Here is a 22730-nt window from a genome sequence, read left to right as displayed (position 1 = left end):
TATCCGTGAGGTCAATGGGATGCGGAAGCGGCGGCGCGCGGATCGCAGCCGTCCTTCCAGGGGCCGATCAGGGCGTGGAACAGGCGGGTGGCGGCGGCGTGGCTACGCAGGATGTAGTCGCGGTTGCCGGGGAACTGACGCGCGCGCCAGGCGGTGATGACCATGCGCTGCGCCAGCCGCGCCAGTACCAGATCCAGCGTCAGCGCGCGCTCCTGGGGGCTCAGCGCCAGCACCGAGGCGTAGCCGTCGAGCATGCAGTCCAGCACGCGCATCGGCGCGTCGGTCTGGGTCATCTGGTAGGAGGCCGCGATGGCGATTTCGGCGATGCGGGGCGCCTGCACCATGTCGCCGAAATCGAGCACGCCGGCTACCGCCAGGCCGCTGGCGTCGGTCAGCAGGTTGCTGGCCGACAGGTCGTTGTGGATGATCTGCCGCGGCAGCCCTTGCAGTTGCGGCGCGGTATGGCTGGCGTACAGATCCAGGAAGCCTGCGAGCAGGCGGCGGTGCTCGGCGTCCTCGACCGCTTTGAGCAGCGGGCGCATCGAAGGCGCTTCACAGACGTTCCAGAGAAACCGGCGCCCCGCGGCCGGATGCGAGAAATCCGCCAGCGCCGCGTCGAGTTCGCCGGCCGCGCGACCCAGGGCGGTCCAGGCCGCGGGTTCCGCGCGCAGCGCCGAACCGGGCTCGCCTTCCAGGAAGCTATAGGCGCGCACCCGGACTGCCGCCGCGTTTGCGCTGGGCGGTTGGTGCGAGAGCCAGTCGGCCCCGTCCTGGCCCTGCGGCGCGTGGTGGGCCGGCACCGGCACGGCGCAGCGGCCGGCCAGATGGCGCAGCACGGCGATCTGCATCTCCGTCTCCGCAACGCTCTCGGCGGCATTGATGAACTTCAGCGTCAGCGGCGAACCATCGTCGCGGCGCACGCGGAAATTGCGGTCGCGCTCGCCGGCCAGCGGCTGGCAATCGGCGGCGCCATACCAGGCCCGGGCCACGGCGGCCGCGTCTTCCAGGGTCACGGCGGGCGGGGAGGTGGTCAGCAGGGCTTCGGTGAGCGCGGCGGATTCGACGGTACGCAGAGGGTGGGCCGACACGTTGTTGGGCGGAATCTGTAGTTCAAGATGATGCATCATGCATCAAGCGCGGAAAGCGCCGAATCAGTGATTACCCGAGTAAGCTTGTCGCCCGTCATTGCCCCTGGTTTTTATGTAATCATTAATAATCAATAGGTTGATTCTATTTTCTGTGGTTGATTCGTGCCAAAAAAAGAAGAAAAGGCTACTGGAACAAGACATCTTGATGGTTTAACTAGGCTCCAAGAAGGGTTTTTCCTTGGTTATGATGCATCATATTGAAATTACCCTGAAACCGCAGGTGCGTCCTCAAGCGGCCTGCGGGCCTTTGTCGTATCGTCTTCATCCCTGCCACGCGCCCTTCCTCCAACAACAATGACGCAGACCCCCGACACGCAGACCGCCGCCGCCTTCTCCCAGCTGGAACACGGAAACCTGGGGGCGCTCGTCTACGAGCGGCTGGCGCAGGCGTTGATGGAGGGGAGGCTGCGGCCGGGCGACCGGCTGCGTATCCGGGAATTGGCGGAAAGCATGGGCGTTAGCGTCACGCCGGTGCGCGACGCGATCCTGCGCCTGGTGCAGGACGGCGCGCTGGTCATGCGCAGCGCGCGCGACATCCGGGTCTACGAGGTCAGCACGGCCGAGTACCTGGAGATCCGCGACATCCGGCTGGAGCTGGAAGGCATGGCGGCGGCCAGGGCCGCGCAGAACGCCACGCCCGAGGACATCGCGCGGCTGGAAGCCATGGTGCAGGCCAACGAGGACGCGCTCAAGGCCCAGGACATCCGCACGGCGGTAGGCCTGAACCAGCGCTTCCATTTCGAGTACTGCAAGATCGCCCGCATGCCGACCATGCTGGAGATCCTGCAGCGCCTGTGGCTGAAGATGGGGCCGCTGATCGCGCAGATCTACGCGGAAGGCGGGCGCGACATGATCGACGGCCACTACCCGTTGATGGCGGCGATCCGCAACAAGGACCCGCAGGCCGCCCGCATCGCCATGCAGACCGACATTCTGTCGGGCGGCCAGCCCATCCTGGACTACAAGCTGCGGCAGGCGGAAACGCGCTAGGAAGGGGAGGGGCGCGGATCTAGCGGAACGCCGTCCAGGCCAGGGTCAGCGAGAATAGACCCAATATGACGGCAGCGCCGCGCTGTGCCTGCGCCGGATCGATCCAGCGCGTCTTCGGACCGCCCAGCGAGGCGCCGAACGTCACCCAGGCCAGGCCTATGGGCACCAGCAGGGCGGCGAACAGCGTCATCGCCGCAAGGTAGGCGGGCACGCTCCAGAACGCCGCGGGCGGGAAAATCGCGCTGGCAAAGAGTATGCCCTTGGGATTGAGCAGCGTGGCCGTGAACAGTGTGCGCATGCCAATGGCCGCCCGCGCCACCGCAGGCACGGCGCGGGCGGCGCGCCACATGCGCACGGCCAGGCAGGCGATGTAGACGCTGCTGGCGATGCGCACGCCGGCCGGCAGCCAGGGCAGGGATTTCGCGGCCTGCTCAAGAAAACGTCCCCAGAGCGAGATCGACACGATGTAGCCCGCCAGCTCGGCCGCCGTCAGCCGCGCCGCGCGCCATGCTAACGGAAAACGGCGGGCAAGCCTGGGCCGCGCCCAATGCTCAGGCAGTTTGCGGAAAGCCCCCGTAAGGCGCCCATCCTGATCCGGCGATGACGCCGCCGTCGCAAGGGATGGTGGCGCCGGTGATAACCGCAGCCGCGGGCGAGAGCAGGAAGAACACGACTTCCGCGATCTCGCGCGGCTGCATCAGGCGGCCCAGCGGCGTGGCGTTCAGGATCGGCGTCATGTCCCGCTCCCCCTGCCGCTCCTTGGGCCTGAGAAAGGGCGTGTCGGTCCAGCCGGGCGCGATGGCGTTGACGCGCAAGCCGCGGCGCGCCCAGTGCACCGCGAGGGCTTCGGTCAGGTTCACCACGGCGGCCTTGGCCGGACCGTAGGCCAGCACCGGGCCGGGACGGAACGACAGCACGGACGCTACATTGACGACCGCCCCGCGTCCGCGTTCGGCCATCGCGCTGCCGAACACGCGGCAGGCGGTGTAGGTGCCTTTCAGATGGGAATCCACCACCCGAGCCCAGGCCTCCACCGGATAGTCTTCGATGGCGGTGGGAACCTGGGCGATGCCGGCGCAGTTCACCAGTCCGGTGGCCGCGGGCAAGAGGGCGGCAAGCCGTTCCTGCGTGGCCCGCAGTCCGGCCTCGTCCAGCACATCGCCCGGGGCGGCCACGGCGCGCGGACCCAGTTCCCGCGCCAGCGTGTGCGCGGCTTCCTGGTTGAGGTCCAGGATCGCGGCGTAGCCGCCTGCCTCGATCACCCGCCGGCATACCGCCGCGCCGATGCCGCTGGCGCCGCCCGTGACGATGACCGACAGGGTTGAGTCCGGTGTTGCGTGGTTCATCAGCGTCCCCAGCGCGCCTTCAGGCGCTGTTCAAACACGCGCAGCGCAACGTCGATGCAGATGCCGACGATGCCGATGGCGATCATGCCGGCCATGACGATATTGGTGGCGACGTTGAGCTGCCCCTGCACCATCATGTAGCCGATGCCGTTGCCCACCACGATCAGCTCCGCGCCCACCAGCGATTGCCAGCCGATGCCGGCGCTGACGCGCAGGCCGGCCAGGATGGACGGCAGCGAGGCCGGCAGCAGCACTTCGGCCACGATGCGCGGCCCGCTGGCGCCCAGCGTGCGCGAGGCTTCCAAGAGCCGCGTGTCGACGAACTTGGCGCCGCGGTAGGCGCTGATCAGGCAGGGCGGAAAGGCGCCGGCGAAAATGATCAGGGTGGGCCCGCCGATGCCGGTGCCGAACCACAGGCCGGCGAACGGCACCCAGGCGATGGGCGCCACGAAGCGCAGCGCATCGAAGAACGGACTGACCACGTCGTCCAGCCAGCGGTACCAGCCCATCAGCAGGCCCAGCGGTATGCCTACCGCCGCGGCCAGCAGGAAGCCGCAGGCGAAGCGGTAGAGGCTGGCGCCCAGGTGCGTCCAGAGCGTGGCGCCGGAATAGGGTTCGCTGCTGTACTGCGCGATGGTTTGCAGCACGGTCAGCGGGCCGGGCAGGTAGTTGGGCGGGAAGACTCCTGCCACGCTCAGCAGATGCCAGGCCAGGAAGAAGCCGGCCAGCCCCAGGCAGGACAAGCCGAAGGTGAAGGCGGGCGGGTCGCCCGAGGCGCGTGTCAGCGTAGCCATGGCAAGGCCCTCTTTTCGATCCATTCCAGTCCGCGCGTCATCACCGCGCCCAGCAGGCCCACCCAGACCATGGCGTACAGGATCATGCCGGGCCGGATGTCCAGCGCCGCGGTGTCCAGCACCTTGCCCAGGCCGATGAAGGCGCCGATGAGTTCCGCCGCCACCAGCGTCATCCACGCGGTCTGCAGCGACAGCCGCAGGCCGGTGAAGATCATGGGCATGGAGCCGGGTATCAGGACCTCGCGCAGCATGCGGACCGGATGGCCCGCGCCGTGCACGCGCGCGGCCTCGATCAGCGTGGGGTCGATGTTGCGCACGCCTGCGTAGGTGTTGATGACGGCGGGCGTGAACGACGATACCCAGATCAGGAAGATCTTCGCCGGGTCCCCCAGGCCCAGCCACAGGATGGCCAGCGGAATCCAGGCCAGCGGCGGGATCGGGCGCAACAGCGAGAATACGGGCCCGACCAGGGCGTCGATGCGCTTGCTGAATCCCATCAGCAGGCCCAGCGGCACGCCGGTGCCGATGGCGACCAGAAATCCCAGGAATACCAGGCGCAGGCTGTGGCCGATGTGTTGGAACAGCGTGCCGCCGGCATAGCCGGAATCGCGCGAGAGCTGCACCGCGGCCTGCCAGGTGGTGAGCGGGGTGGGAAAGCGCGCGCCATTGACCAGGCCCAGCGCCGACACGATCCACCAGGCGGCGAAAGCGATGGCGACGGCGGCCACGCCCACGGTGATGCGGCGGCGCGATGCGCGCGGCCGCCGCGCGGGCAGGGTTGCGATGTGCTCACTCATGGCCGGACCCCGCGGCCTGGCGATCCAGGTGGGCCACGTCCTCGAGCAGCAGCAGCATGGCCGTGCAGTCCTGCTCCTGCCGTCCCCAGGACTTGGCCAGCGCGAACATCTCGCGGGCGTAGCCGCCCAGGCCCAGCGGCGCGCCCACCGAGGCGGCCAGGTTCATGGCCAGGTTGATGTCCTTGTAGCCCATGCGCATGGGGAAGTCGGGGCTGATGTCGCCCGCCAGCACCTTGCCGGGGAAATTGGTCAGGAGCTGCCCGCGCCCCGCGGTGGTGTTGGACAGTACCTTGACGACGGTGGCGCGGTCCAACCCGAGCTTGGCGGCGAACATCAGCGCTTCGCCCGTCAGCACCATGCCGACCATGGACATGTAGTTGTTGACCAACTTGAGCCGGATGCCCGAACCGAAAGGGCCCACATGCACGATCTCGTTGGCCATGGCGGCGAAGATGGGGGCGGCCTGGTCGAAGTCGGCCTGCGCGCCGCCGGCCATGATCAAGGCCTTGCCCTGCGCCGCCTCGCGCGGCGTGCGCCCCACGGGGGCGTCCATGCAACGCAGGCCCAGGGCCGCGAGATCGGCGGCGATGCGGTCCGTCTCGACCGCGTCGCCCGTGCTCATTTCGATGACCAGGGCGCCCGGATTCAAGCCTGCCGCCGCGCCATCGGCGCCGAACAGGGCGTCGCGGACGTGGGCGGAGGTGGGCAGCATGGTGATCGCCACGTCGCAGCCGCGGGCAGCTTCCAGCGGCGTGGCGGCCCGCCGGAAGCCGGTGTCGGCCAAGCGCTCCATGGCCGCGGGAACGACGTCGTAACCTGATACTGCGTACCCCTGCGCGGCCAGGTTGCGCAGCATCGCGCTCCCCATGACGCCCAGGCCCAGGAATGCGATGCGAGGTGATTCGATGTGTTCCATGGAGCTTGCTCCGGTGTGGTCAGCTGGCTAGCCGCGCACTGGTGCTGCTGCGCGGCGGCGCGGTGGTGTCGCGGACGATCAATTCCAGTTCGATGCAGACGTTCTCGGGCGGCGTGTCGGCGTCGGCGGCCAGCAGAATGTGGGCCGCGCGCTGGCCCAGCTCGAAGGCCGGCACGTTCAGGGTGGTGATGCCGGGCCGGCAATGGGCGGCCATTTCGATGTTGTCGAAGCCTGTGATCGAAATCTGCTCGGGCACGCGCAGGTTCTGCCATAGGCATTCCTGCAGCGCGCCATAGGCCAGGATGTCGTTGCCGCACATGACCGCGGTAGGCGGTTCGGGCAGACGCAGCAGGGTGGCCATGGCGCGGCGGGCTTCGGGCACGGTGTAGGGTTTTTCGATGACGTACTGCGGCGGCAGTTCGATGCCGCGGCGCGTCAGGGCGCGCGTGAAGCCGGCCACGCGGTCGGCGGCGCGGTCGTTGTCCTTGGAGATGCCAGCGATCACGCCCAGGCGGCGGTGGCCGATGTCCAGCAGGTAGTCGGCGATGCGCTGCGCGGCCGCGGCGTTGTCCCAGCCCACCATGGGCCAGGGATCGGCGGCGTCGTAATGGCAGGTGGTGACGAAAGGGATGCCCTTGGAGTGCAGCAGTTCGTAGAGCTCCGGGTCGCGGCTGCGGCCGACCAGCATCATGGCGTCCACGCCGCGTTCGATCAGCGCGCGCACTTCGCCCGCTTCGCGCGCAGGGCTGTAGTTGGTGCTGGCCAGCAGCAGCTGATAACCGTGTTCGTGGATCGCCTGCTGCATGCCGTCGACCAGCTTGGCGAACAACGCGCTGTCCACCGTGGGGATGATGGCGCCCATGGTCCGGGTCTTGCGGGAAGCGAGCGAACGGGCTGCGCCGTGCGGCACGTAGCCTGCCTCGGCCAGCAGGGCCATGGCGCGCGCGCGCAGGTCGGGCCGTACTTTTTCAGGGTGGTTCAACACCCGGGACAAGGTTGCCGACGAGATGCCGCCGGCGGCGGCGATGGACTTCAGAGTGTCCCCGGACAGGGCTGTGGACTGTCGCTTCATTTTTTGAAAGCGCTTTCAGAAATTCGATGATGTGAATATACAGTTATTGAAACGCCGTGGTCTATCTCTAGGGTTTTCTCGGGGTTGAATGGGATTCTTGCGCGCTTATTCTTTGTATGCGCTTTCAAAAAACCGAGCCCAGACGCAGATCCGGGCCTGCTATCCGGGGAATGTCGCGGCAGCTCGCGCATGCAGACCGGAATCCACTATCGGAGACTAAGCATGTCGAGAATCCCCCGCATCCTGGGTCTGTGCCTGGCGCCGCTGGGCGCCTTGCTGTTGAGCCCGTCCGTGTCGGCCCAGGCGCCGACTCCCATCAAGGTCAGCTACCAGATCGCCTATTGGGCGCTGCCGATCTACATCGCCACGGAAAAGAACTGGTGGGCGGAAGCCGGCCTGAAACCGGAGTTCGTGGTGTATCCGGCGGGCGCGCAGCAGATCGCCGGCGCCGCGTCCAAGTCCTGGGACGTGGGCGGCACGGGTTCGCCGCCTGCGGTCCTGGGCGCGCAGCGCTACGGCATCCTGACGCTCGGCGTCACCAATGACGAATCGACCGCCAACGGCGTGATGGCGCGCAAGGAAAACGCAGCGGCCGTGCGCAGCAATGCGGCCAAGGAAGTGAAGGGCAAGCAGATCCTTCTCAGTCCGAACTCGACGGGCGAATACGCCACCATGGCCTGCCTGAAGAAATGGGGCATGCAGCGCAGCGATGTCAGCGTGGTGACGCTGGCCCCCGCGCAGCTGGTGTCCGCCTTCACCGGCGGCAACGGCATGCTGGCTGGCACCTGGGCGCCCAATTTCTACACGCTCAACGAGCAGATCGGCGCGGAAGTCGTGTGCAGCGGCAAGGACGCGGGCGTGATGATTCCCGGCGCGCTGGTGGCGCGCGGCGAATTCGCCCAGCAGAATCCGGATGCGGTCGCCAAGTTCCTGGCGGTGTACCTGCGGGCCATCAGCTTCGAGAAGAACAACAAGGCGGAAGCCATGGGCTACCTGCGCAAGCTGTTCCAGGCCAACGGCATCAAGCTCAACGACGGCTACCTGGGACAGGAGCTGGAACGGCCGATCTTCACGCTCGACGAACAGCTCAAACTGATGTCGCGCACCGGCGGCAAGTCCACGCTGGACAACGCCTACGAGGCCCTGTCCGGCTACCTGAAGAGCGTGGGCACGCTTACCGAGGTGCCGGACCCCAAGGCCTACATCACGGACGACTACATGAAGCGCGTCGACCAGACCCCGGCGCTCAAGACCTTCGCCAACAAGGCCAACTGAGCTTCATCCATTCTTCCGCGAGGCCACACCATGGCAGTAAGCAAGCTCAAATCCGCGTCCAGGCAGCCCCAGGGCAACGAGGCCGCCGCCCGCGAGGTCGCCGCCGAGATGCTGGCGAACATCAAGTCCGGCGGCGAGGCCGCGGTGCGCGACTACGCCCGGCGGCTGGACAAATGGGAGGGAGACATCCTGGTCGGCGCCGCCGAGATGGAACGGCGCACCGCATCCATTCCCGGCGGCATCAAGCGCGACATCGAGTTCGCCGCCGGCCAGGTGCGCAAGTTCGCGCAGGCGCAGATGGCCTCGGTGCGCGAGTTCGAACTGGAGCTCGCGCCCGGACTGGTTGCAGGCCAACGCCTGATACCCGTCAACGTGGCGGGCTGCTATGTGCCCACCGGGCGCTACGCGCACATCGCCTCGGCCTACATGAGCATTGCCACCGCCAAGGCGGCCGGCGTGCCGATGGTCATCGCCTGCTCCACGCCCTACCGCGGCGAGGGCATACATCCGCAGGTGCTGTACGCCATGCAGGTCGCAGGCGTGGACGCCGTGATGACGCTGGGGGGCGTGCAGGCGATCGCCGCCATGGCCTACGGCCTGTTCACCGGCAAGCCGGCCGACATCATCGTCGGACCGGGCAACAAGTTCGTGGCCGAGGCCAAGCGCATGCTGTTCGGCAGCGTGGGCATCGACGTGTTCGCCGGGCCTTCGGAGGTCTGCATCATCGCCGACGCGTCGGCGGACCCGGCCATCGTCGCCTCGGACCTGGTCGGGCAGGCCGAGCACGGCCACGAGTCGCCGGCCTGGCTGATCGCCACCGACCGCAAGCTGGCCGAAGCCGTGCTCAAGCGGGTGCCCGAGCTGATCGCGTCCTTGCCGCCCACCGCAAGGGACGCGGCCGGCGCCGCCTGGCGCGACTACGGCGAGGTGGTGCTGTGCGATACGCGCGAAGAGGCGGTGGAGGTCTCGGACCGTTACGCCAGCGAACACCTGGAGGTCCATTGCGCAGACCTGGACTGGTGGTTCCGGCACCTGACCTGCTATGGCTCGCTGTTCCTGGGCGAGGAAACCACGGTGGCGTTTGGCGACAAGGCCAGCGGCACCAACCACATCCTGCCGACCAAGGGCGCGGCGCGCTATTCGGGCGGCCTGTCCGTGCACAAGTTCATCAAGACCGTCACCTGGCAGCGCATGACGCGCCAGGCCAGCCGCGATACCGCCCAGGTGACGGCGCGGATCTCGCGCCTGGAAGGCATGGAGGCGCATGCGCGCACGGCGGACGACCGCCTGGCCAAATACTTTCCCAAGGAATCCTTCGAACTGGGCGAACCCGTGCGGGAGTGAAGCCATCATGCAGAACGACATGTCCCGCCTGTTCGACCTCGACGGCCGCGTCGCGCTGGTAAGCGGCGGCAGTTCCGGCATCGGCAAAGCCATCGGCCTGGCGCTGGCGCGGGCCGGCGCCAGCGTGGTGCTGGTGGCGCGGCGCGAGCAAGAGCTGGCTTGCGCCGCAGGCGAATTCGAAGCGCAAGGCCTGCGCGCGCGCGCCTTACCGTGCGATCTGGCTGACCGCGATGCGTTGCGCGGCTTTGCCGCCCGCGCGGCCCAACCTTTCGGCGCACCCGACATTCTGGTCAACGCCTCGGGCATCAACGTGCGCAAGCCCTTCGAGGACACGGCGGACGAGGACTGGGACCGCTCGCTGGCGATCAACCTGACCGCGCCGTTCCTGCTGACCCGCGCGCTGGCGCCGGCCATGCGCGAACGCGGCTGGGGCCGCATCATCAACATCACCTCGTTGCAGTGCGTGCGCGCCTTTCCTGACAGCGCACCCTATGGCGCGTCCAAGGGCGGCCTGATGCAGCTGACCCGCGCCATCGCCGAGTACTGGTCGCGTCACGGGATTACCTGCAACGCGATCGCGCCGGGCTTCTTCGAGACGCCGCTGACCGCGCCCGTGATGAGCGATCCGGTCCGCGTGCAGGCCTTGGCGGCCAGCACCATGATCGGCCGCAACGGCCGGCTGGAGGACCTGCATGGCGCGGCCGTGTTCCTGGCGAGCGAGGCATCGGCCTACATCACTGGGCAGACCCTGTTCATAGACGGCGGCTTTTCGGCCCGCTGACCGGCATCTCCGTGGAGTCCCGCCATGAAAGCCCTTGTCTACACCGCGCCTAGCCAGCTGACGTACCGCGATGAACCCGATCCCGCGCCGGCGGACGGCGATGCGCTGCTGCGCATCGAGGCCGTGGGCATCTGCGGCTCGGACATGCACGCCTATCATGGGCATGATCCGCGCCGCCATCCGCCGCTGATCCTGGGCCATGAGTTCGTCGGCACGCTGGTGGGCGGCAGCCGCGCGGGCCAGCGGGTCACCGGTAATCCGCTGATCCACTGCGGCCAGTGCGATTTCTGCGTGCAGGGCCGCAACAACCTTTGCCGCAACCGCGGCATGGTGGGCATGACGCGTCCTGGCGCGTTCGCCGAGTTCATGGCCATACCCGAGCGCTGCCTGATTCCCGTGCCGCAAGACATGCCCGCCGCCGCGGCCGCGCTGACCGAGCCCGCGGCCACGGCCTTGCACGGCGTGGCGCTGGCGCAGCGGGCACTGTTCCGGCCGCTGGCCGAAGCCCGCGCGCTGGTCGTGGGCGGCGGCGCCATCGGCCTCTTGACGGCGCTGCTGCTGCGCAGCCAGGGTTGCCGGGTCAGCCTGGCCGAGACCAATCCGCTGCGGCGCGCCTCGGCGCAGCGGCATGCGGGCTGCATGGCCTTCGATCCGCGCGAGGCGGCGCCCGCAGCGGGCGCGTACGAACTGGTGGTGGACGCGGTGGGCGGCAAGCTCACGCGCGCCGCGGCGCTGGCCGCCGTGCAGCCGGGCGGCGTCATGCTGCACATCGGCCTGCAGGACTGGGCCAGCGAGATCGACATGCGGCGGCTGACACTGGACGAGATCACCCTGATCGGGGCTTATACCTACACCAGCGCCGACCTGCGCGCGACGGTGGACGCGCTGCATCGCGGCGTCTTCGGCGACCTGTCCTGGATCGAGGAGCGTGAGCTGGGTGCCGGCGCGCAGGCATTCTCCGACCTCGATGGCGGACGCGCGGCGTCGGCAAAGATCGTGCTGAGGACACATTGACATGGCCCGTCATCCTCTTTCCCCGCCCGCCGTTGGCGGCGCCCCGGCCGCACTGGCCCTGCTCGACCGGAGCGCCGCCATGACCGTCGCCAGGCCACCCGCCCCTCCGCCCGCGCCGGTGCGCCGGCGCCTGTCCCTGCGCTGGCTGGTCAGCGGCGCGTCGGTCGCGGCGCTGCTCCTGGCCTGGTACTTGGCCACGGGCCCATTGGAGTTGCTGAGCCCGGTGCAGCTGCCGTCGCCCGCCGATGCCTGGGACGCCCTGCTGGAGATCGCTGGCGAAGGCTATGCCGACGGCACGCTGTTGCAGCACATCGCGGCCAGCACCGGACTGGTGTTGTACGGGTTCGCGGCGGCGGCGCTGACGGGCGTGCCGCTGGGCATCCTGATGGGGCAGAACCGGCTGGTCGAGGCCTACGTCAATCCGGTGTTCCAGATCGTCCGTCCCATCGCGCCCATCGCCTGGATTCCGCTGACCATCCTGTGGTTCGGGCTGGGCACCAGCGCCAAGGTCTTCGTCATCTGGCTGGCGGCCTTCGCACCCACCGTGATCAATACCTATACCGGCGTGCGCAACATCGACGACACGCTGCTCCAGGCGGCGCGCGTCAACGGCGCGGCGGGCCGAAAAATGCTGCTGGACGTCATCGTTCCAGGCGCGCTGCCTGCCATCTTCACGGGCCTGCGGACCTCGTTGCAGGCCTGCTGGATGGTGCTGGTGGCGGCCGAGCTGGTCGGCTCCTTCGTCGGCCTGGGCCATGTGCTGATCATCGCCACCCGCGACCTGAACTCGGGAATGATCGTGGTGGCCATGGCCGCCGTGGCCGGCATGGGCATGCTGATGTCGGCCCTGCTGGCGCAGGTCGAACGCAAGGTGATGCCATGGAAAGCCTGAATCGCACAGGCCCGGTCCGCGCGCGCTCCCTTGTGTCGCGCCGCGTGCTGGAACGCTGGCTGATGCCGGCGCTGGGCATCGCCACCCTGTTCGGCGGTTGGGCGCTGCTGTCCGGGCTGGGCCTGGTGTCGCCGGCCTTTCTGCCGGGACCGCTGACGGTGCTGCGCAGCATGGCCGAGCACACGCGCGAACCCTATGCGGGCTCGGTGCTGCAGATGCATCTGCTGGCCAGCCTGGAGAAATTCCTGATCAGCTTCTCCATCGCGGTCCTGCTGGGCGTGCCGCTGGGCTTGTTCATGGGGCGCTTCAAGGCGCTGGATTGGGCGGTGTCGCCGGTGTTCGAGGCCTTCCGCTTCATTCCGCCCATCGCCTGGGTGCCGTTCGCGATCTTCTGGTTCGGCACCGGCTTCCTGTCGCCCACGCTGGTGATATTCGCGGGCGCCTTCGCGCCCTGCGTGCTGAACGCCTACCGCGGCGCCAGGCAGATCGACCGCGCCCTGATCGAGGCGGGCCAGATGCTGGGGGCGGGGCGCTGGGCGACGCTGACGGAAATCTTGCTGCCGGCCGCATTGGCGCACATCGTCGCCGGTATCCGGGTCGGCGCGGGGTTCGGCTGGCAGTCGCTGATCGGCGCGGAGCTGATCGTGGGCTCGACCGGGCTGGGCTACATGATCGTGCAGGGCGGCAGCAATCTGGAACCCGCCATCGTGATCAGCGGAATGATCACCATCGGATTGATAGGCGCGGGCATCGATTACGGCATGCGCGCCTTGCAGCGACGGGTGCAGCGCGACTGGTCGCGCTGATCCAGGAAAAAAGGAGGGAGTACAGGCAGGCAGTGCAGGCAGCGGCATTCCATATTGGAGAGAGACAGATGAAACATTACAAAGGCCTCAAGGCTTTGGCAGCGCTCGTGATCGGGTGCTGGCTGGGGGGACCCGGACAGGCGGCGGCCCAGGCCGCGCCGGCGGGCGAGGAACTGTTCACCATCCGCATCGGGCAGCAGCCGCAGCGGTGGGCGCTGGAGTGGTACATCGCCAGCGAGAAGGGCTGGTGGAAGGAGGTGGGCCTGAAGCCGGAGATCTCGACCTTCGCTTCCGGGGCGGTCGAAATCGCGGCGGGCGCGTCCGGGTCATGGGACGTGGGCGGGGCGGGCAACATTCCCTCGCTGCTGGGCGCGTCGAAGTACGGCCTGCAAACCATAGGCATCGCCGACGGCGAGGCCGCCATCATCACGCTGATGGCCACCAAGGACCGGGCGGACGAGTATCTCAAGAACCCGGCGTTGCTCAAGGGCAAGACCATTCCCGTCACCAGCAACTCCACGGGCCAGTGGGGCGCCGCGGAATGCCTGTCGAAGAAGTTCGGCCTCAAGCCCGAGGACTACCGCTTCGTGAACCTGTCTCCGCCCGACATCAATGCCGCGGTGATGAGCGGCAAGTACGACATTTCCTCCGTGTGGGCGCCCAACACCTACATCCTGGAAGAGGCCATGGGCGCAAAGGTGATCTGCACCGGCGCCGAGCTGAAGATGCCTATCCACAGCTACCTGTTCACGACGCCGGCCTTCGCCAAGAAGCATCCCGACAAGGTTGCCCGCTTCCTGGCGGTCTATCTGCGCGCGGTGGCCTGGCAGCGCGCGCATCCCGAAGAGGCCAAGGCGTATCTGAAAGCCTTCTTCGGCAGCGTGGGCGTGAAGTTCCCCGACAAGTACCTGGCGCAGGAGCTGCGCGACCGCCCGGCCTTTGACCTGGCGGAACAGACCAAGCTGTTCGCGCCGGGCCCGGGCGGCACCTCGGAGATCGTGGGCTGGTGGAACAGCGTGGGGGAATTCATGGTGTCCGTGGGCGTGGTCAAGAAGATTCCCGATCCCAAGACCATGGTCACGGGCAAGTATCTGCAGATGATCCAGGACGATCCCAAGCTCAGGGCCTTCGTCGCCGATGTCGCCAAGTAAGCCGGCGGCCGCGGCTCTCAACAAAGGAACGCAAGCATGAGTCAGATTACTTTCGAGCGGGTGCAACGCACGTTCAGCCGGGGCGGGGAAAGCTTCCTGGCCCTGGACGACGTGAGTTTCGAGGTGGGCGAGAGGGAATTCGTTTCCATCGTCGGGCCGTCCGGCTGCGGCAAGACCACGCTGATGCGCATGGCGGCCGGCCTGGAATTCCCCTCGGCCGGCAGTGTGCGGGTGGGCGGCAAGGAAGTCGAGGAACCGGGACCGGACCGCGCCGTCGTGTTTCAGCAGTTTGCGCTGTTCCCCTGGAAGACCGTGACCGAGAACATCGGCTTCGGCCTGAAGTGCAAGGGCGTCTCGCGCGAGGCGCGAGCGCGGACGGTGGCGCGCTACATCGAGCTGATGGGCCTGTCGGGCTATGAGCAGGCCTATCCGCACCAGCTGTCCGGCGGCATGCAGCAGCGGGTGGCCATCGCCCGCAGCTACGCGCTGGATCCCGATGTGCTGCTGATGGACGAGCCCTTCGGCGCGCTGGACGCCCAGACCCGCGTGGTCATGCAGGAAGAACTGGTCAAGCTGTCCCGCCTCAATCCGCGCACCGTGCTGTTCATCACCCACAGCGTGGAAGAAGCGGTGTACCTGTCGGACCGCGTGGTGGTGCTGACCGGCCGCCCGGGGCAGATCAAGGAAATCATCAACGTGGCCGACGTGCGCAAGCGCGAAGAGTGGGACAGCATGGAGCGGATCGAGGACGTGATGGACATGGAGGCATTCGTGCACCTGCGCACGCACATCTGGAAGCTGCTGCGCGCGCAGGAAACAGAACCGCTGGACGCCGCCCTGGCCGCGGCTCACTGAAGGAAAGCGTAGATGAAGCACATCAATGAAGGCGCGGCGCCTGCCGCGAAACCCTCGCGGCTCGCCGCCCTGCATACCGACACGCCTTGGTGGCGGCTTACCGCCACCGCCGCGGATGCGGGCGCCATCGCGCCGCGCGAGATGGTCCGCATGCTGGAGCAGTTGATACTGATCCGGCGCTTCGAGGAGAAGCTGCTGAAGCTGAGCGTGGCGGGCATCCTGCATGGTCCGGCGCATTCCAGCATCGGCCAGGACGGCGCCGCCGTGGGCGCCATGTCGGCGCTGGAGTCGGCCGACAAGATCAACGGCACCCACCGCATGCACCACCAGTTTCTTGCCAAGGCGCTGAACCACGCCACGCCGGCGGACTATTCGCCGTTGGACTCGGAAACGCTGGACTCGCACCGCGACGTGGTCTACCGGACTTATGCCGAGATCCTGGGCCTGACGCCGGGCTATTGCGGTGGCCGCGGCGGTTCCATGCATCTGCGCTATCCCGAGGCCGGCATCTACGGCTCCAACGCCATCGTGGGCGGCAACCCGTCGCATGCGGTGGGTTACGCCTTCGCCGACAAGCTGCGCGGGCGCGACCACGTGTCGGTGGCTTTCTTCGGCGACGGCGCCATGCAGAGCGGGGCGGCCTACGAGGCCATGAACCTGGCGGCGCTCTACAACACGCCCACCATATTCTTCGTGGAAAACAACCTGTACGCGGTGTCCACCCATGTGTCGGAGCAGACCCGCGAAACCCGCTTGTCGGCACGCGGCCTGTCCCTGGGCGTGCCGGCCATCGAGTTCGACGGCATGGACGTGGTGGCGGCGCGCCTGGCCATGCAGGAGGCCCGCGCCATCATCCGCCGTGAAGGCGGACCGGTGCTGCTGGAAGCGCAGACGTACCGCTACCTGCATCAATCGGGCGCCCTGAAGGGCAGCGCCTTCCGCTACCGTGACAAGGACGAGGAAGAAGCCTGGGGCGCGCGCGATCCCATGTCGACGTTTCCCGCGCAGCTGAAATCGCTGGGCCTGATCGACGATGCCGGCATTGCCCTCCTGGAGCGCCGCGCCGATGAACTGATAGACGGCGCGCTGGACCGGCTGCTGGAGCACTACGGCGACGAGGCGGCGCAGCGCATCCGGCCCGATCTGTGGCCGGACCCGGCCAGCGTGGACAGCGGGATACGCGGCAACCTGGGCGAACTGGCCGGCCAGCGTGCCATCGAGCTCGAGGAGCAGAAACCAGCGAGCCTGGCGGACGCCAAGTTCCAGGACGTGATCTCGCGCGCCATGCTGCTGAACATGCAGCGCGACGACGGCATCTTCATCCTGGGCGAGGACGTGCATCGCCTGAAGGGCGGCACGGCCGGCGCCACCAAGGACATAGGCGACCATTTTCCGGAACGCCTCATCGGCACGCCCATCTGCGAGAACGGCTTCACCGGCCTGGCGCTGGGCGCGGCGTTGAACGGCATGCGGCCCGTGGTGGAAATCATGTACCCCGACTTCGCGCTGGTGGCGGCGGATCAGCTGTTCAACCAGATCGCCAAGGTACGCCACATGTTCGGCGGCAAATTCGCGGTGCCGGTGCTGGTGCGCAGCCGGGTCACGGCGGGAACCGGCTATGGCTCGCAGCATTCCATGGACGCCAGCGGCCTGTTTGCCCAGTATCCCGGGTGGCGCATCCTGGCGCCATCGCGTCCCTACGACTACATCGGCCTGCTCAACGCCGCGCTGCGCTGCGACGATCCGGTCCTGATGGTGGAATACAACGACCTGTTCAAGAAGGTGGACAAGGTGCCGGCCGAGGACTGGGATTACATCGTGCCCATCGGCCGGGCCCGGGTGGCGCGCGAGGGTGCGCGCTGCACCATCCTGACCTACGGCGTCATGGTCGAGGTCTGCTGCCAGGCGGCGGAGCGCACGGGCATCGATGCCCAGGTGATAGACCTGCGCACGCTGGATCCGCTGGGCATCGATTGGGACACCATCGCGGCCGGCGTCAAGCGCACGCAGGCGCTGATGATCGTGGAGCAGACCACGCGCGGCACCTCGATCGGCGCGCGGGTGGCAAGCGAGGCGCAGTCGCGGCTGTTCGACTGGCTGGACCACGAGATCGTGCACGTCACGGGCGCCAATTCCTCGCCCGTGGTCTCCAAGGTGCTGGAGCGCGCCGCGCTGGCGGACGCGCAGGCCGTGGAGACGGCCCTGAAATCCATGGACAGCCGCCGCGGCGGCGCGCGCTGAACCGGACGCCATTGGAGAGAAAAATGCTCAAAGACAAACTTCTGGCCACGCATCACACGGCCGTCTGCGTCAACGATTTCGAACGCGCGCGGAACTTCTACACCGGCTTTCTCGGCTTCGAGCTGGAAGGCGAGATGGATCATCGCAGCGAGCCTGCGCTGGGCGAAGTGGTCGGCCTGCCGGGCGCGACCATACGCTGGGCCATGTTGCGCCATGGCGGGCACCGGGTGGAATTGTTCAAGTACTACACGCCGGACGGCGACAGGCAGCCGCGCCGCCAATGCGATTTCGGATACAGCCACATGGCCTTCGAGGTGGAGGACGTCGATGCCGTGTACGAGCAGGCCTCGCGCGCCGGCTACGAAAGCGTGTCCTCGCCGCGGGTCATGCGGCAAGGGCGCACCAAGGTGTTCTATCTGATGGAGCCTGAAGGCGCCATCACGGAGTTCATCCAGTTCATGAATCCGGCGGCCTGACGCCGCGCTGGCGCAACTCCGCTGGCCGGGGCGCGCATCGATCTTCGAAGGAACAAGCATGACGAGAACGCTGGATATGGTCGTCCCGCCGACAGGCGAGGCCCTGGACGCTGCCCGCCTGGTCGCCTGGATCGTGGCGCCTGGCCAGGCCTTCAAGACGGGCGACGTGCTGGTCGAGATTGAAACGGACAAGTCCATCATCGAGGTGCCCGCGCACGACGACGGGATCATGGTGGAACATCTGGTCGCCGTGGACGGCATCGTGAACGCGGATACGGTGATCGCACGAGTGCGGATGGAAGGCGAGGTCGCACCGGCGGCGAGTGCGGCCGGCGGGGCGGCGCAGCCCGCTGCAGCAACGCCTGCCGCCGCCGCGCCGGCTGCCGCGCGGACGCCGGCGGCGTCGCCGTCGTTGGCGCATCCTCTGGTGCAGCCTTCAGCAGAGCGCAAGTTCGCCACCCCCGCCGCCCGCCGCGTCGCGGCCGAGCGCGGCATCGCGCTGGATGTCGTTGCGGGGACCGGGCCCAACGGCCGCGTGACCGTGGCGGATGTCGGCCAGGGAAGCGCCAGCGGACGGGACAACATGCAGGCCCGCGGCGCGCCAGGAGAAAAGCGCGAGGCCTGGGCGATTACCCGCCACGGCGAGGTTCGGTTCACGGTGTGGGAAGGGAGCCGTCCGGACAGCCAGACGGCGGTGCTCATCCACGGCATGTTCGGCGACCGCGACGCCTGGGCCAGCCTGGCGCATGCGCTCAGCCGCGCCGGACTGCGTGTGCTGGCGATGGATCTGCCTTGCCATGGCGCCACGCGTTCGCAGGCCACGCGCTTCGAGCATATCGTCGATGCCGTGGCCGACACGGTGGCGTCCCAGTGCCTCGGCCCCGTGAACCTGATCGGCCATTCTTTTGGCGCGGCGGTGGCGGCCCGGGTGGCGTCCCGCCCCGGCATGGCCGTGGACAGCCTGATCCTGATCGCGCCGGTCGGGCTGGGCACCGAAATCGACCAGGGCTTTCTGACGGGCATGACGCATGCCGGCACCAATGAAGCGGCGCAGCGCGAGCTGCAGAAACTCACGGTCTCCGGCATGACGCCGTCGGGAAACTTCATCGACGCCCTGCGCCAGGCCACGCAGGCGCGGCGCGAGCCCCTGATCGAACTCTGCCGGGAGGTGGGCTGGAACGGCGTGCAGCAACTGAGCATCGCGGCGGACCTGGCCAGCCTGCAATGCCGCTGCACGCTGATCCATGGCCGGCGCGACGCCGTCATCCCATGGCGCCACGCATTGAACGCGCCGGCCAGGACCGCGCTGCACCTGTTGCCGGATGCCGGCCACATGCCGCAATGGGAGGCCGGCAAGCTGGTGGCGGATATCGTGCTGGAGGCTTTCAGCCGCCCGGCACCAGCGTCTCCATATGCTTGTTGAAGCGCTCGCCTTCCCCCATCAGCCAGTCGCAGAAGGTCTTCAGCAAGCGGTCGTGGCGGCGCTCTTCGCGGATGATGAGGAAATAGCCCGGCGACTGCACCGTCAGCGGTCCGAACGGCGCCAGCAGCCGGCCGTCCTCGATGTCGCTGGCCACCAGCGATGAATAGCCTATGGTCATGCCCAGGCCGTCGAGCGCGGCCTGCAAGGCGAAGTACAGGTGTTCGAGCTCCAGCGATTCGGCCGGCACGACCCGGCTGTGCTGCACGCTGGCCAGCCAGTCGTTCCAGGCGCTGCGCCGCGCGCGGCAGTGCAGGAAGGTGTGGCGTGACAGGTCGGTGATGCGTTCCAGTGGCAGCCGCTGCAGCAGGCCGGGCGCACATACGGGAAAGAAGCTCTCGTTCAGCACGCGGCGCTTGTAGAGGCCAGGCGTGGGCTCGGCCTCGCGCCGGATCACCACGTCCAGATTCGCGGGCAGGCGGCTGAAGGGCTCCAGTCCGGTGGAGATCTCCACTTCCACCTCGGGGTACTGCTCGCGGAACCGCGCCAGCCGGGGAAACAGCCAGCGCATGGTGAAGGTGGGCAGGGCATTGACCCGCAGCACCTCGCGCGAGCGCAGGCTGCGCGAGGCCGAGGCGATGGCGTCCAGCGCCGGGCTGATGGTGTCCAGATAGAGCCGGCCCTGGTCCGTCAATTCGATTTTCTTGCCCAGGCGGCGGAACAGCTTCACGCCCAACCAGTCTTCCAGCGCCTTGATCTGATGGCTGACGGCGCCATGCGTGACGGACAGCTCGTCCGCGGCCTGGGTGAAGCTCAGCTGACGGCCCGCCGCTTCGAAGGCGCGAATGGACGTCAGCGGCGGTAGTCTGGGTTTCATTGTGAAATTACCTCACAACAGTCGCTAGAAATGATGCCTGGTCCCGGCGTCCGCCCCGTGCTGGAATACGTCGCAGGGTTGCATACCGGGAAATCGGGGCGGCGGATGCCGTGCCGGAACACGCTGTGAATTTAACTCACCGGAAAGGGAGCAGGCATGCTGCAGGGCAAGGTCATTCTGGATCTCACGTGGGTGCTGGGCGGGCCGTTCGCCGGCCAACTGCTGGCGCAGTTGGGCGCCGAGGTCATCAAGGTGGAGCCAGTGGGCGGCGACTACGCGCGTTCGGTGCCTCCCGTGTCCGAGGTGCAGGATTCGCCGTTCTTCCTGTCGGTGAACCGGGGCAAGCGCAGCGTGGCGCTGGACCTGAAGCATCCATTGGGCCGCCAGGCGTTCCAGGATCTGGTGCGCGAGGCGGACGCGGTGATCTATGGCTTTGCCTCGGACGTGCCGGCGCGGCTGGGGCTGGATCACGACACGCTGGCCGCCATCAATCCGCGCATCGTGGTCGGCCAACTGATCGGGCTGGACGACCGCGGCCCCTATGCGGGCGCGCCGGCGTTCGACCTGATGCTGCAGGCCATGTCCGGCTTGATGAGCATCACGGGGGAGGCCGGCGGCAAGCCGGTGCGCGTGGGCTACCAGGTGGCGGATCTGGCGGGCGGGCTGTACCTTGCGCTGGGGGTCGCCGCCGCGCTGGTGCAGGCGCAGGCCAGCGGCGTGGGGGAACAAGTGCAGGTGTCGCTGTTCGATGCGCAGATGGCCATGCTGACCTGGCAGGCCCAGGGTTATCTGCAGGGCGGCCCCGTGCCGCGCGCCAGCGGGGCGCGCCACGGGATGATCGCGCCCAGTGACATCTACCGCACGTCGGATGGGCGCTGGGTCGCGTTGGCGCCCACTGGCGATGCGTTCTGGCAGGCCTTGTGCGCCGCGATCGGGCAGCCGGAGCTGGCCACGGATGCCCGCTACGCCACGCCCGCGGCGCGCGTGGCGAATGTCGATGCGCTGACCGCGGCCTTGTCTGGCGCCATCGGCGCGCGCAGCGCGCAGGAATGGCTGGAGATCTTCGAGGCGCGGCGCGTGCCCGCCGCGCTGGTCCTGGGCGTGGACGAGGCGCTGGCGCATCCGCTGGCGGCATCGCGCGGCATGGTGGAAGAGGTGGCCAGACCGCAAGGCGGCGAGCCTGTGCGCATGCTGGGCAACCCCTTCAAGTTCGCGGGCCAGCCGCGGCTGGATTATCCGCCGGCATTGGGGCAGGACACGGAGGCGCTGTTGCGCGCCATGGCGGGCTATGACGACGCCAGCCTGGCCGCCTTGCAGGCGGCGGGCGTGATCCGTACTGGCGCCGCGACGGCGGGAGTATTGCAATGAGCGCCGCACCGGACGATCGCGACGCGGACCTGAGCGACAACGAGCGCGCGCTGTTGCGCGGCCTGGCGTCGTTCGCGCAGGAGGCGGTGGCGCCGCTGGCCGCGGCCGGCAGCGGCGCGCAGGATTGGGCCGGCGCCCAGATCCGCGATGCATGCCGGCGGGGATATGGCGGCATCGAGATCCCGGCGCGCGACGGCGGGCTGGGGCTGTCCTTCCGCATGCGGGCCCGGGCGGCGGAGACGCTGGCGGCGACGGATTTCGCCTACGCCTTCGCGTTCATCAATCAGCACAACGTGGCCTTGCGCATTGCCGAACATGGCAGCGCCACGGCCCGCCAGCGCTACCTGCCAGGACTGCTGGCGGGCGATCTGATCGGCGGCACCGCCATGTCGGAGCCGCGCGCGGGCAGCGATTTCGCCGCCATCGTCACGCGGGCGCGGCGGCAGGATGGCGGGGCGTGGATCCTGGACGGTGAAAAGGCCTGGGTGGCCAATGCCGCGGGCGGCGAACTGGCGCTGGTGTTCGCGCAGACCGATCCGGCGCGCGGGCCGGCCGGCATCGCCTGTTTCATCGTCGACCTGCGCGCGCCGCAATGCCTGCGTCTGACGGGCGCGGCGCTGGAAGGGCTGGGCGCGGCCGGTATCGCCGGCATCCGCCTGGAGGGCTATCGGGCCGAGGACAGCGACATGCTGTATGCGCCGGGCCAGGGCTTCCAAATGGCGCTGGCCGGCGTGAACAAGGCGCGCACGCACATCGCGGCGATGGCGGCGGGCCTGCTGGACAGCGCGCTGAGGCTGGCGGTGCGCCACGCGTCGACGCGCCAGGCTTTCGGCCGTCCCATCATGGAACAGCAGGGTTTGCGCTGGTCGCTGGCGGACGTGTCGATGCGGCTGCAGATCCTGCGCATGTTGACGGACCGCGCCGCGGGCCTGATCGATGCCGGCTCGGACGAGGCGGTGCCGGCCGCGGCCATGGCCAAGAAGTACGCCGGAGAGGAATGCCTGGACGCCGTCTCTGCCTGCATCCAGGCCCTGGGCGCGGGAGGATTGCTGCCGGCGCAAGGCATGGGGCGGCGGCTGCTGGCGGCCAAGGCCTTGTGCTTTGCGGATGGCACCACCGAAATGATGAATGAGCGTATCGCGGCCGGCCTGGCCTTGCGGTTCGCGG

Annotated in this window: 21 protein-coding genes and 1 pseudogene; 14 read left to right on the top strand and 8 right to left on the bottom strand. The window is 68.2% G+C overall.

Annotated elements, in window-relative coordinates; translation table 11 throughout:
- Positions 1-11: 11 nt before the first annotated feature.
- The gene (locus FOC84_RS05735) at positions 12-1127 is read right to left on the bottom strand and encodes a phosphotransferase (RefSeq protein ID WP_173143574.1); all 1116 of its coding nucleotides are present in this window, start codon (positions 1125-1127) and stop codon (positions 12-14) included.
- Positions 1128-1442: 315 nt separating this feature from the next.
- Here FOC84_RS05735 and FOC84_RS05730 point away from each other — a divergent pair, with 315 nt between their 5' ends.
- The gene (locus FOC84_RS05730) at positions 1443-2138 is read left to right on the top strand and encodes a GntR family transcriptional regulator (RefSeq protein WP_173143573.1); all 696 of its coding nucleotides are present in this window, start codon (positions 1443-1445) and stop codon (positions 2136-2138) included.
- A gap of 19 nt (positions 2139-2157) precedes the next feature.
- Here the strand turns inward: FOC84_RS05730 and FOC84_RS05725 are convergent, their stop codons facing one another.
- From FOC84_RS05725 to FOC84_RS05700, 6 genes are all read right to left on the bottom strand, one after another.
- Positions 2158-2601, bottom strand: coding sequence for a LysE family transporter (locus FOC84_RS05725; RefSeq protein WP_254241914.1), 444 nt, complete (start codon positions 2599-2601; stop codon positions 2158-2160).
- A gap of 88 nt (positions 2602-2689) precedes the next feature.
- The gene (locus FOC84_RS05720) at positions 2690-3484 is read right to left on the bottom strand and encodes an SDR family NAD(P)-dependent oxidoreductase (protein ID WP_173143572.1); all 795 of its coding nucleotides are present in this window, start codon (positions 3482-3484) and stop codon (positions 2690-2692) included.
- On the bottom strand, positions 3484-4278 hold the full coding sequence (locus FOC84_RS05715) for an ABC transporter permease (RefSeq protein WP_173143571.1): 795 nt from the start codon (positions 4276-4278) through the stop codon (positions 3484-3486). The genes FOC84_RS05720 and FOC84_RS05715 overlap by 1 nt, the downstream gene beginning before the upstream one ends.
- On the bottom strand, positions 4266-5075 hold the full coding sequence (locus FOC84_RS05710) for an ABC transporter permease (RefSeq protein ID WP_173143570.1): 810 nt from the start codon (positions 5073-5075) through the stop codon (positions 4266-4268). Before FOC84_RS05710 ends, FOC84_RS05715 begins: the two co-directional genes overlap by 13 nt.
- Positions 5068-5991: an NAD(P)-dependent oxidoreductase gene (locus FOC84_RS05705; RefSeq protein WP_173143569.1), complete on the bottom strand. Its 924-nt coding sequence runs from the start codon at positions 5989-5991 to the stop codon at positions 5068-5070. The genes FOC84_RS05710 and FOC84_RS05705 overlap by 8 nt, the downstream gene beginning before the upstream one ends.
- A gap of 19 nt (positions 5992-6010) precedes the next feature.
- On the bottom strand, positions 6011-7063 hold the full coding sequence (locus tag FOC84_RS05700) for a LacI family DNA-binding transcriptional regulator (RefSeq protein WP_173143568.1): 1053 nt from the start codon (positions 7061-7063) through the stop codon (positions 6011-6013).
- Between the two features lie 222 nt (positions 7064-7285).
- Between FOC84_RS05700 and FOC84_RS05695 the strand changes: the two genes are divergently transcribed.
- The 11 genes from FOC84_RS05695 to FOC84_RS05645 all read left to right on the top strand — a co-directional run bounded on the left by FOC84_RS05695 (position 7286) and on the right by FOC84_RS05645 (position 19321).
- A complete protein-coding gene (locus tag FOC84_RS05695; protein WP_173143567.1) occupies positions 7286-8338 on the top strand; it encodes an ABC transporter substrate-binding protein in 1053 nt (350 codons plus the stop codon).
- Between the two features lie 30 nt (positions 8339-8368).
- On the top strand, positions 8369-9682 hold the full coding sequence (hisD, locus tag FOC84_RS05690) for a histidinol dehydrogenase (protein ID WP_173143566.1): 1314 nt from the start codon (positions 8369-8371) through the stop codon (positions 9680-9682).
- Positions 9683-9689: 7 nt separating this feature from the next.
- Positions 9690-10463, top strand: a complete 774-nt coding sequence (locus tag FOC84_RS05685) for an SDR family NAD(P)-dependent oxidoreductase (RefSeq protein ID WP_173143565.1) — start codon at positions 9690-9692, stop codon at positions 10461-10463.
- 24 nt (positions 10464-10487) lie between these two features.
- Positions 10488-11477, top strand: coding sequence for an alcohol dehydrogenase catalytic domain-containing protein (locus FOC84_RS05680; protein WP_173143564.1), 990 nt, complete (start codon positions 10488-10490; stop codon positions 11475-11477).
- 1 nt (position 11478) lies between these two features.
- Positions 11479-12369 carry an ABC transporter permease gene (locus tag FOC84_RS05675; protein ID WP_254241913.1) on the top strand — a complete coding sequence of 297 codons (891 nt, stop codon included), beginning with the start codon at positions 11479-11481 and terminating at the stop codon, positions 12367-12369.
- Positions 12357-13175 (top strand): ABC transporter permease, encoded by an 819-nt coding sequence (locus FOC84_RS05670; protein WP_173143563.1) that lies wholly within the window; start codon positions 12357-12359, stop codon positions 13173-13175. The genes FOC84_RS05675 and FOC84_RS05670 overlap by 13 nt, the downstream gene beginning before the upstream one ends.
- Positions 13176-13243: 68 nt before the next feature.
- Entirely contained in the window at positions 13244-14326 is a 1083-nt protein-coding gene (locus FOC84_RS05665) for an ABC transporter substrate-binding protein (RefSeq protein WP_173143562.1), read from the top strand.
- A gap of 36 nt (positions 14327-14362) precedes the next feature.
- Positions 14363-15181: an ABC transporter ATP-binding protein gene (locus tag FOC84_RS05660; protein ID WP_173143561.1), complete on the top strand. Its 819-nt coding sequence runs from the start codon at positions 14363-14365 to the stop codon at positions 15179-15181.
- A 12-nt stretch (positions 15182-15193) separates the two neighbouring features.
- Positions 15194-17422, top strand: a complete 2229-nt coding sequence (locus tag FOC84_RS05655; RefSeq protein ID WP_173143560.1) for an alpha-ketoacid dehydrogenase subunit alpha/beta — start codon at positions 15194-15196, stop codon at positions 17420-17422.
- A 23-nt stretch (positions 17423-17445) separates the two neighbouring features.
- A complete protein-coding gene (locus tag FOC84_RS05650) occupies positions 17446-17898 on the top strand; it encodes a VOC family protein (protein WP_173143559.1) in 453 nt (150 codons plus the stop codon).
- Positions 17899-17956: 58 nt separating this feature from the next.
- Complete coding sequence (locus tag FOC84_RS05645) at positions 17957-19321, top strand: alpha/beta fold hydrolase (RefSeq protein WP_173143558.1); 1365 nt, start codon at positions 17957-17959, stop codon at positions 19319-19321.
- On the opposite strand, the gene gcvA is transcribed toward FOC84_RS05645, so the two are convergent.
- Entirely contained in the window at positions 19284-20195 is a 912-nt protein-coding gene (gene gcvA, locus FOC84_RS05640; RefSeq protein ID WP_173143557.1) for a transcriptional regulator GcvA, read from the bottom strand. The two genes, FOC84_RS05645 and gcvA, sit on opposite strands and share 38 nt — an antisense overlap.
- A 156-nt stretch (positions 20196-20351) precedes the next feature.
- Here gcvA and FOC84_RS05635 point away from each other — a divergent pair, with 156 nt between their 5' ends.
- A complete protein-coding gene (locus tag FOC84_RS05635; protein WP_173143556.1) occupies positions 20352-21563 on the top strand; it encodes a CaiB/BaiF CoA transferase family protein in 1212 nt (403 codons plus the stop codon).
- Positions 21560-22654, top strand: a pseudogene (locus FOC84_RS33355) (acyl-CoA dehydrogenase family protein); the annotation flags it as partial. The gene FOC84_RS05635 and the pseudogene FOC84_RS33355, both read left to right, overlap by 4 nt.
- Positions 22655-22730 lie beyond the last annotated feature (76 nt).

This window comes from Achromobacter pestifer (assembly GCF_013267355.1).
Lineage (GTDB): Bacteria > Pseudomonadota > Gammaproteobacteria > Burkholderiales > Burkholderiaceae_B > Achromobacter > Achromobacter pestifer_A.
Note: the sequence above shows the minus strand (reverse complement) of the source record. Positions and strands in the feature narration are given on the sequence as shown.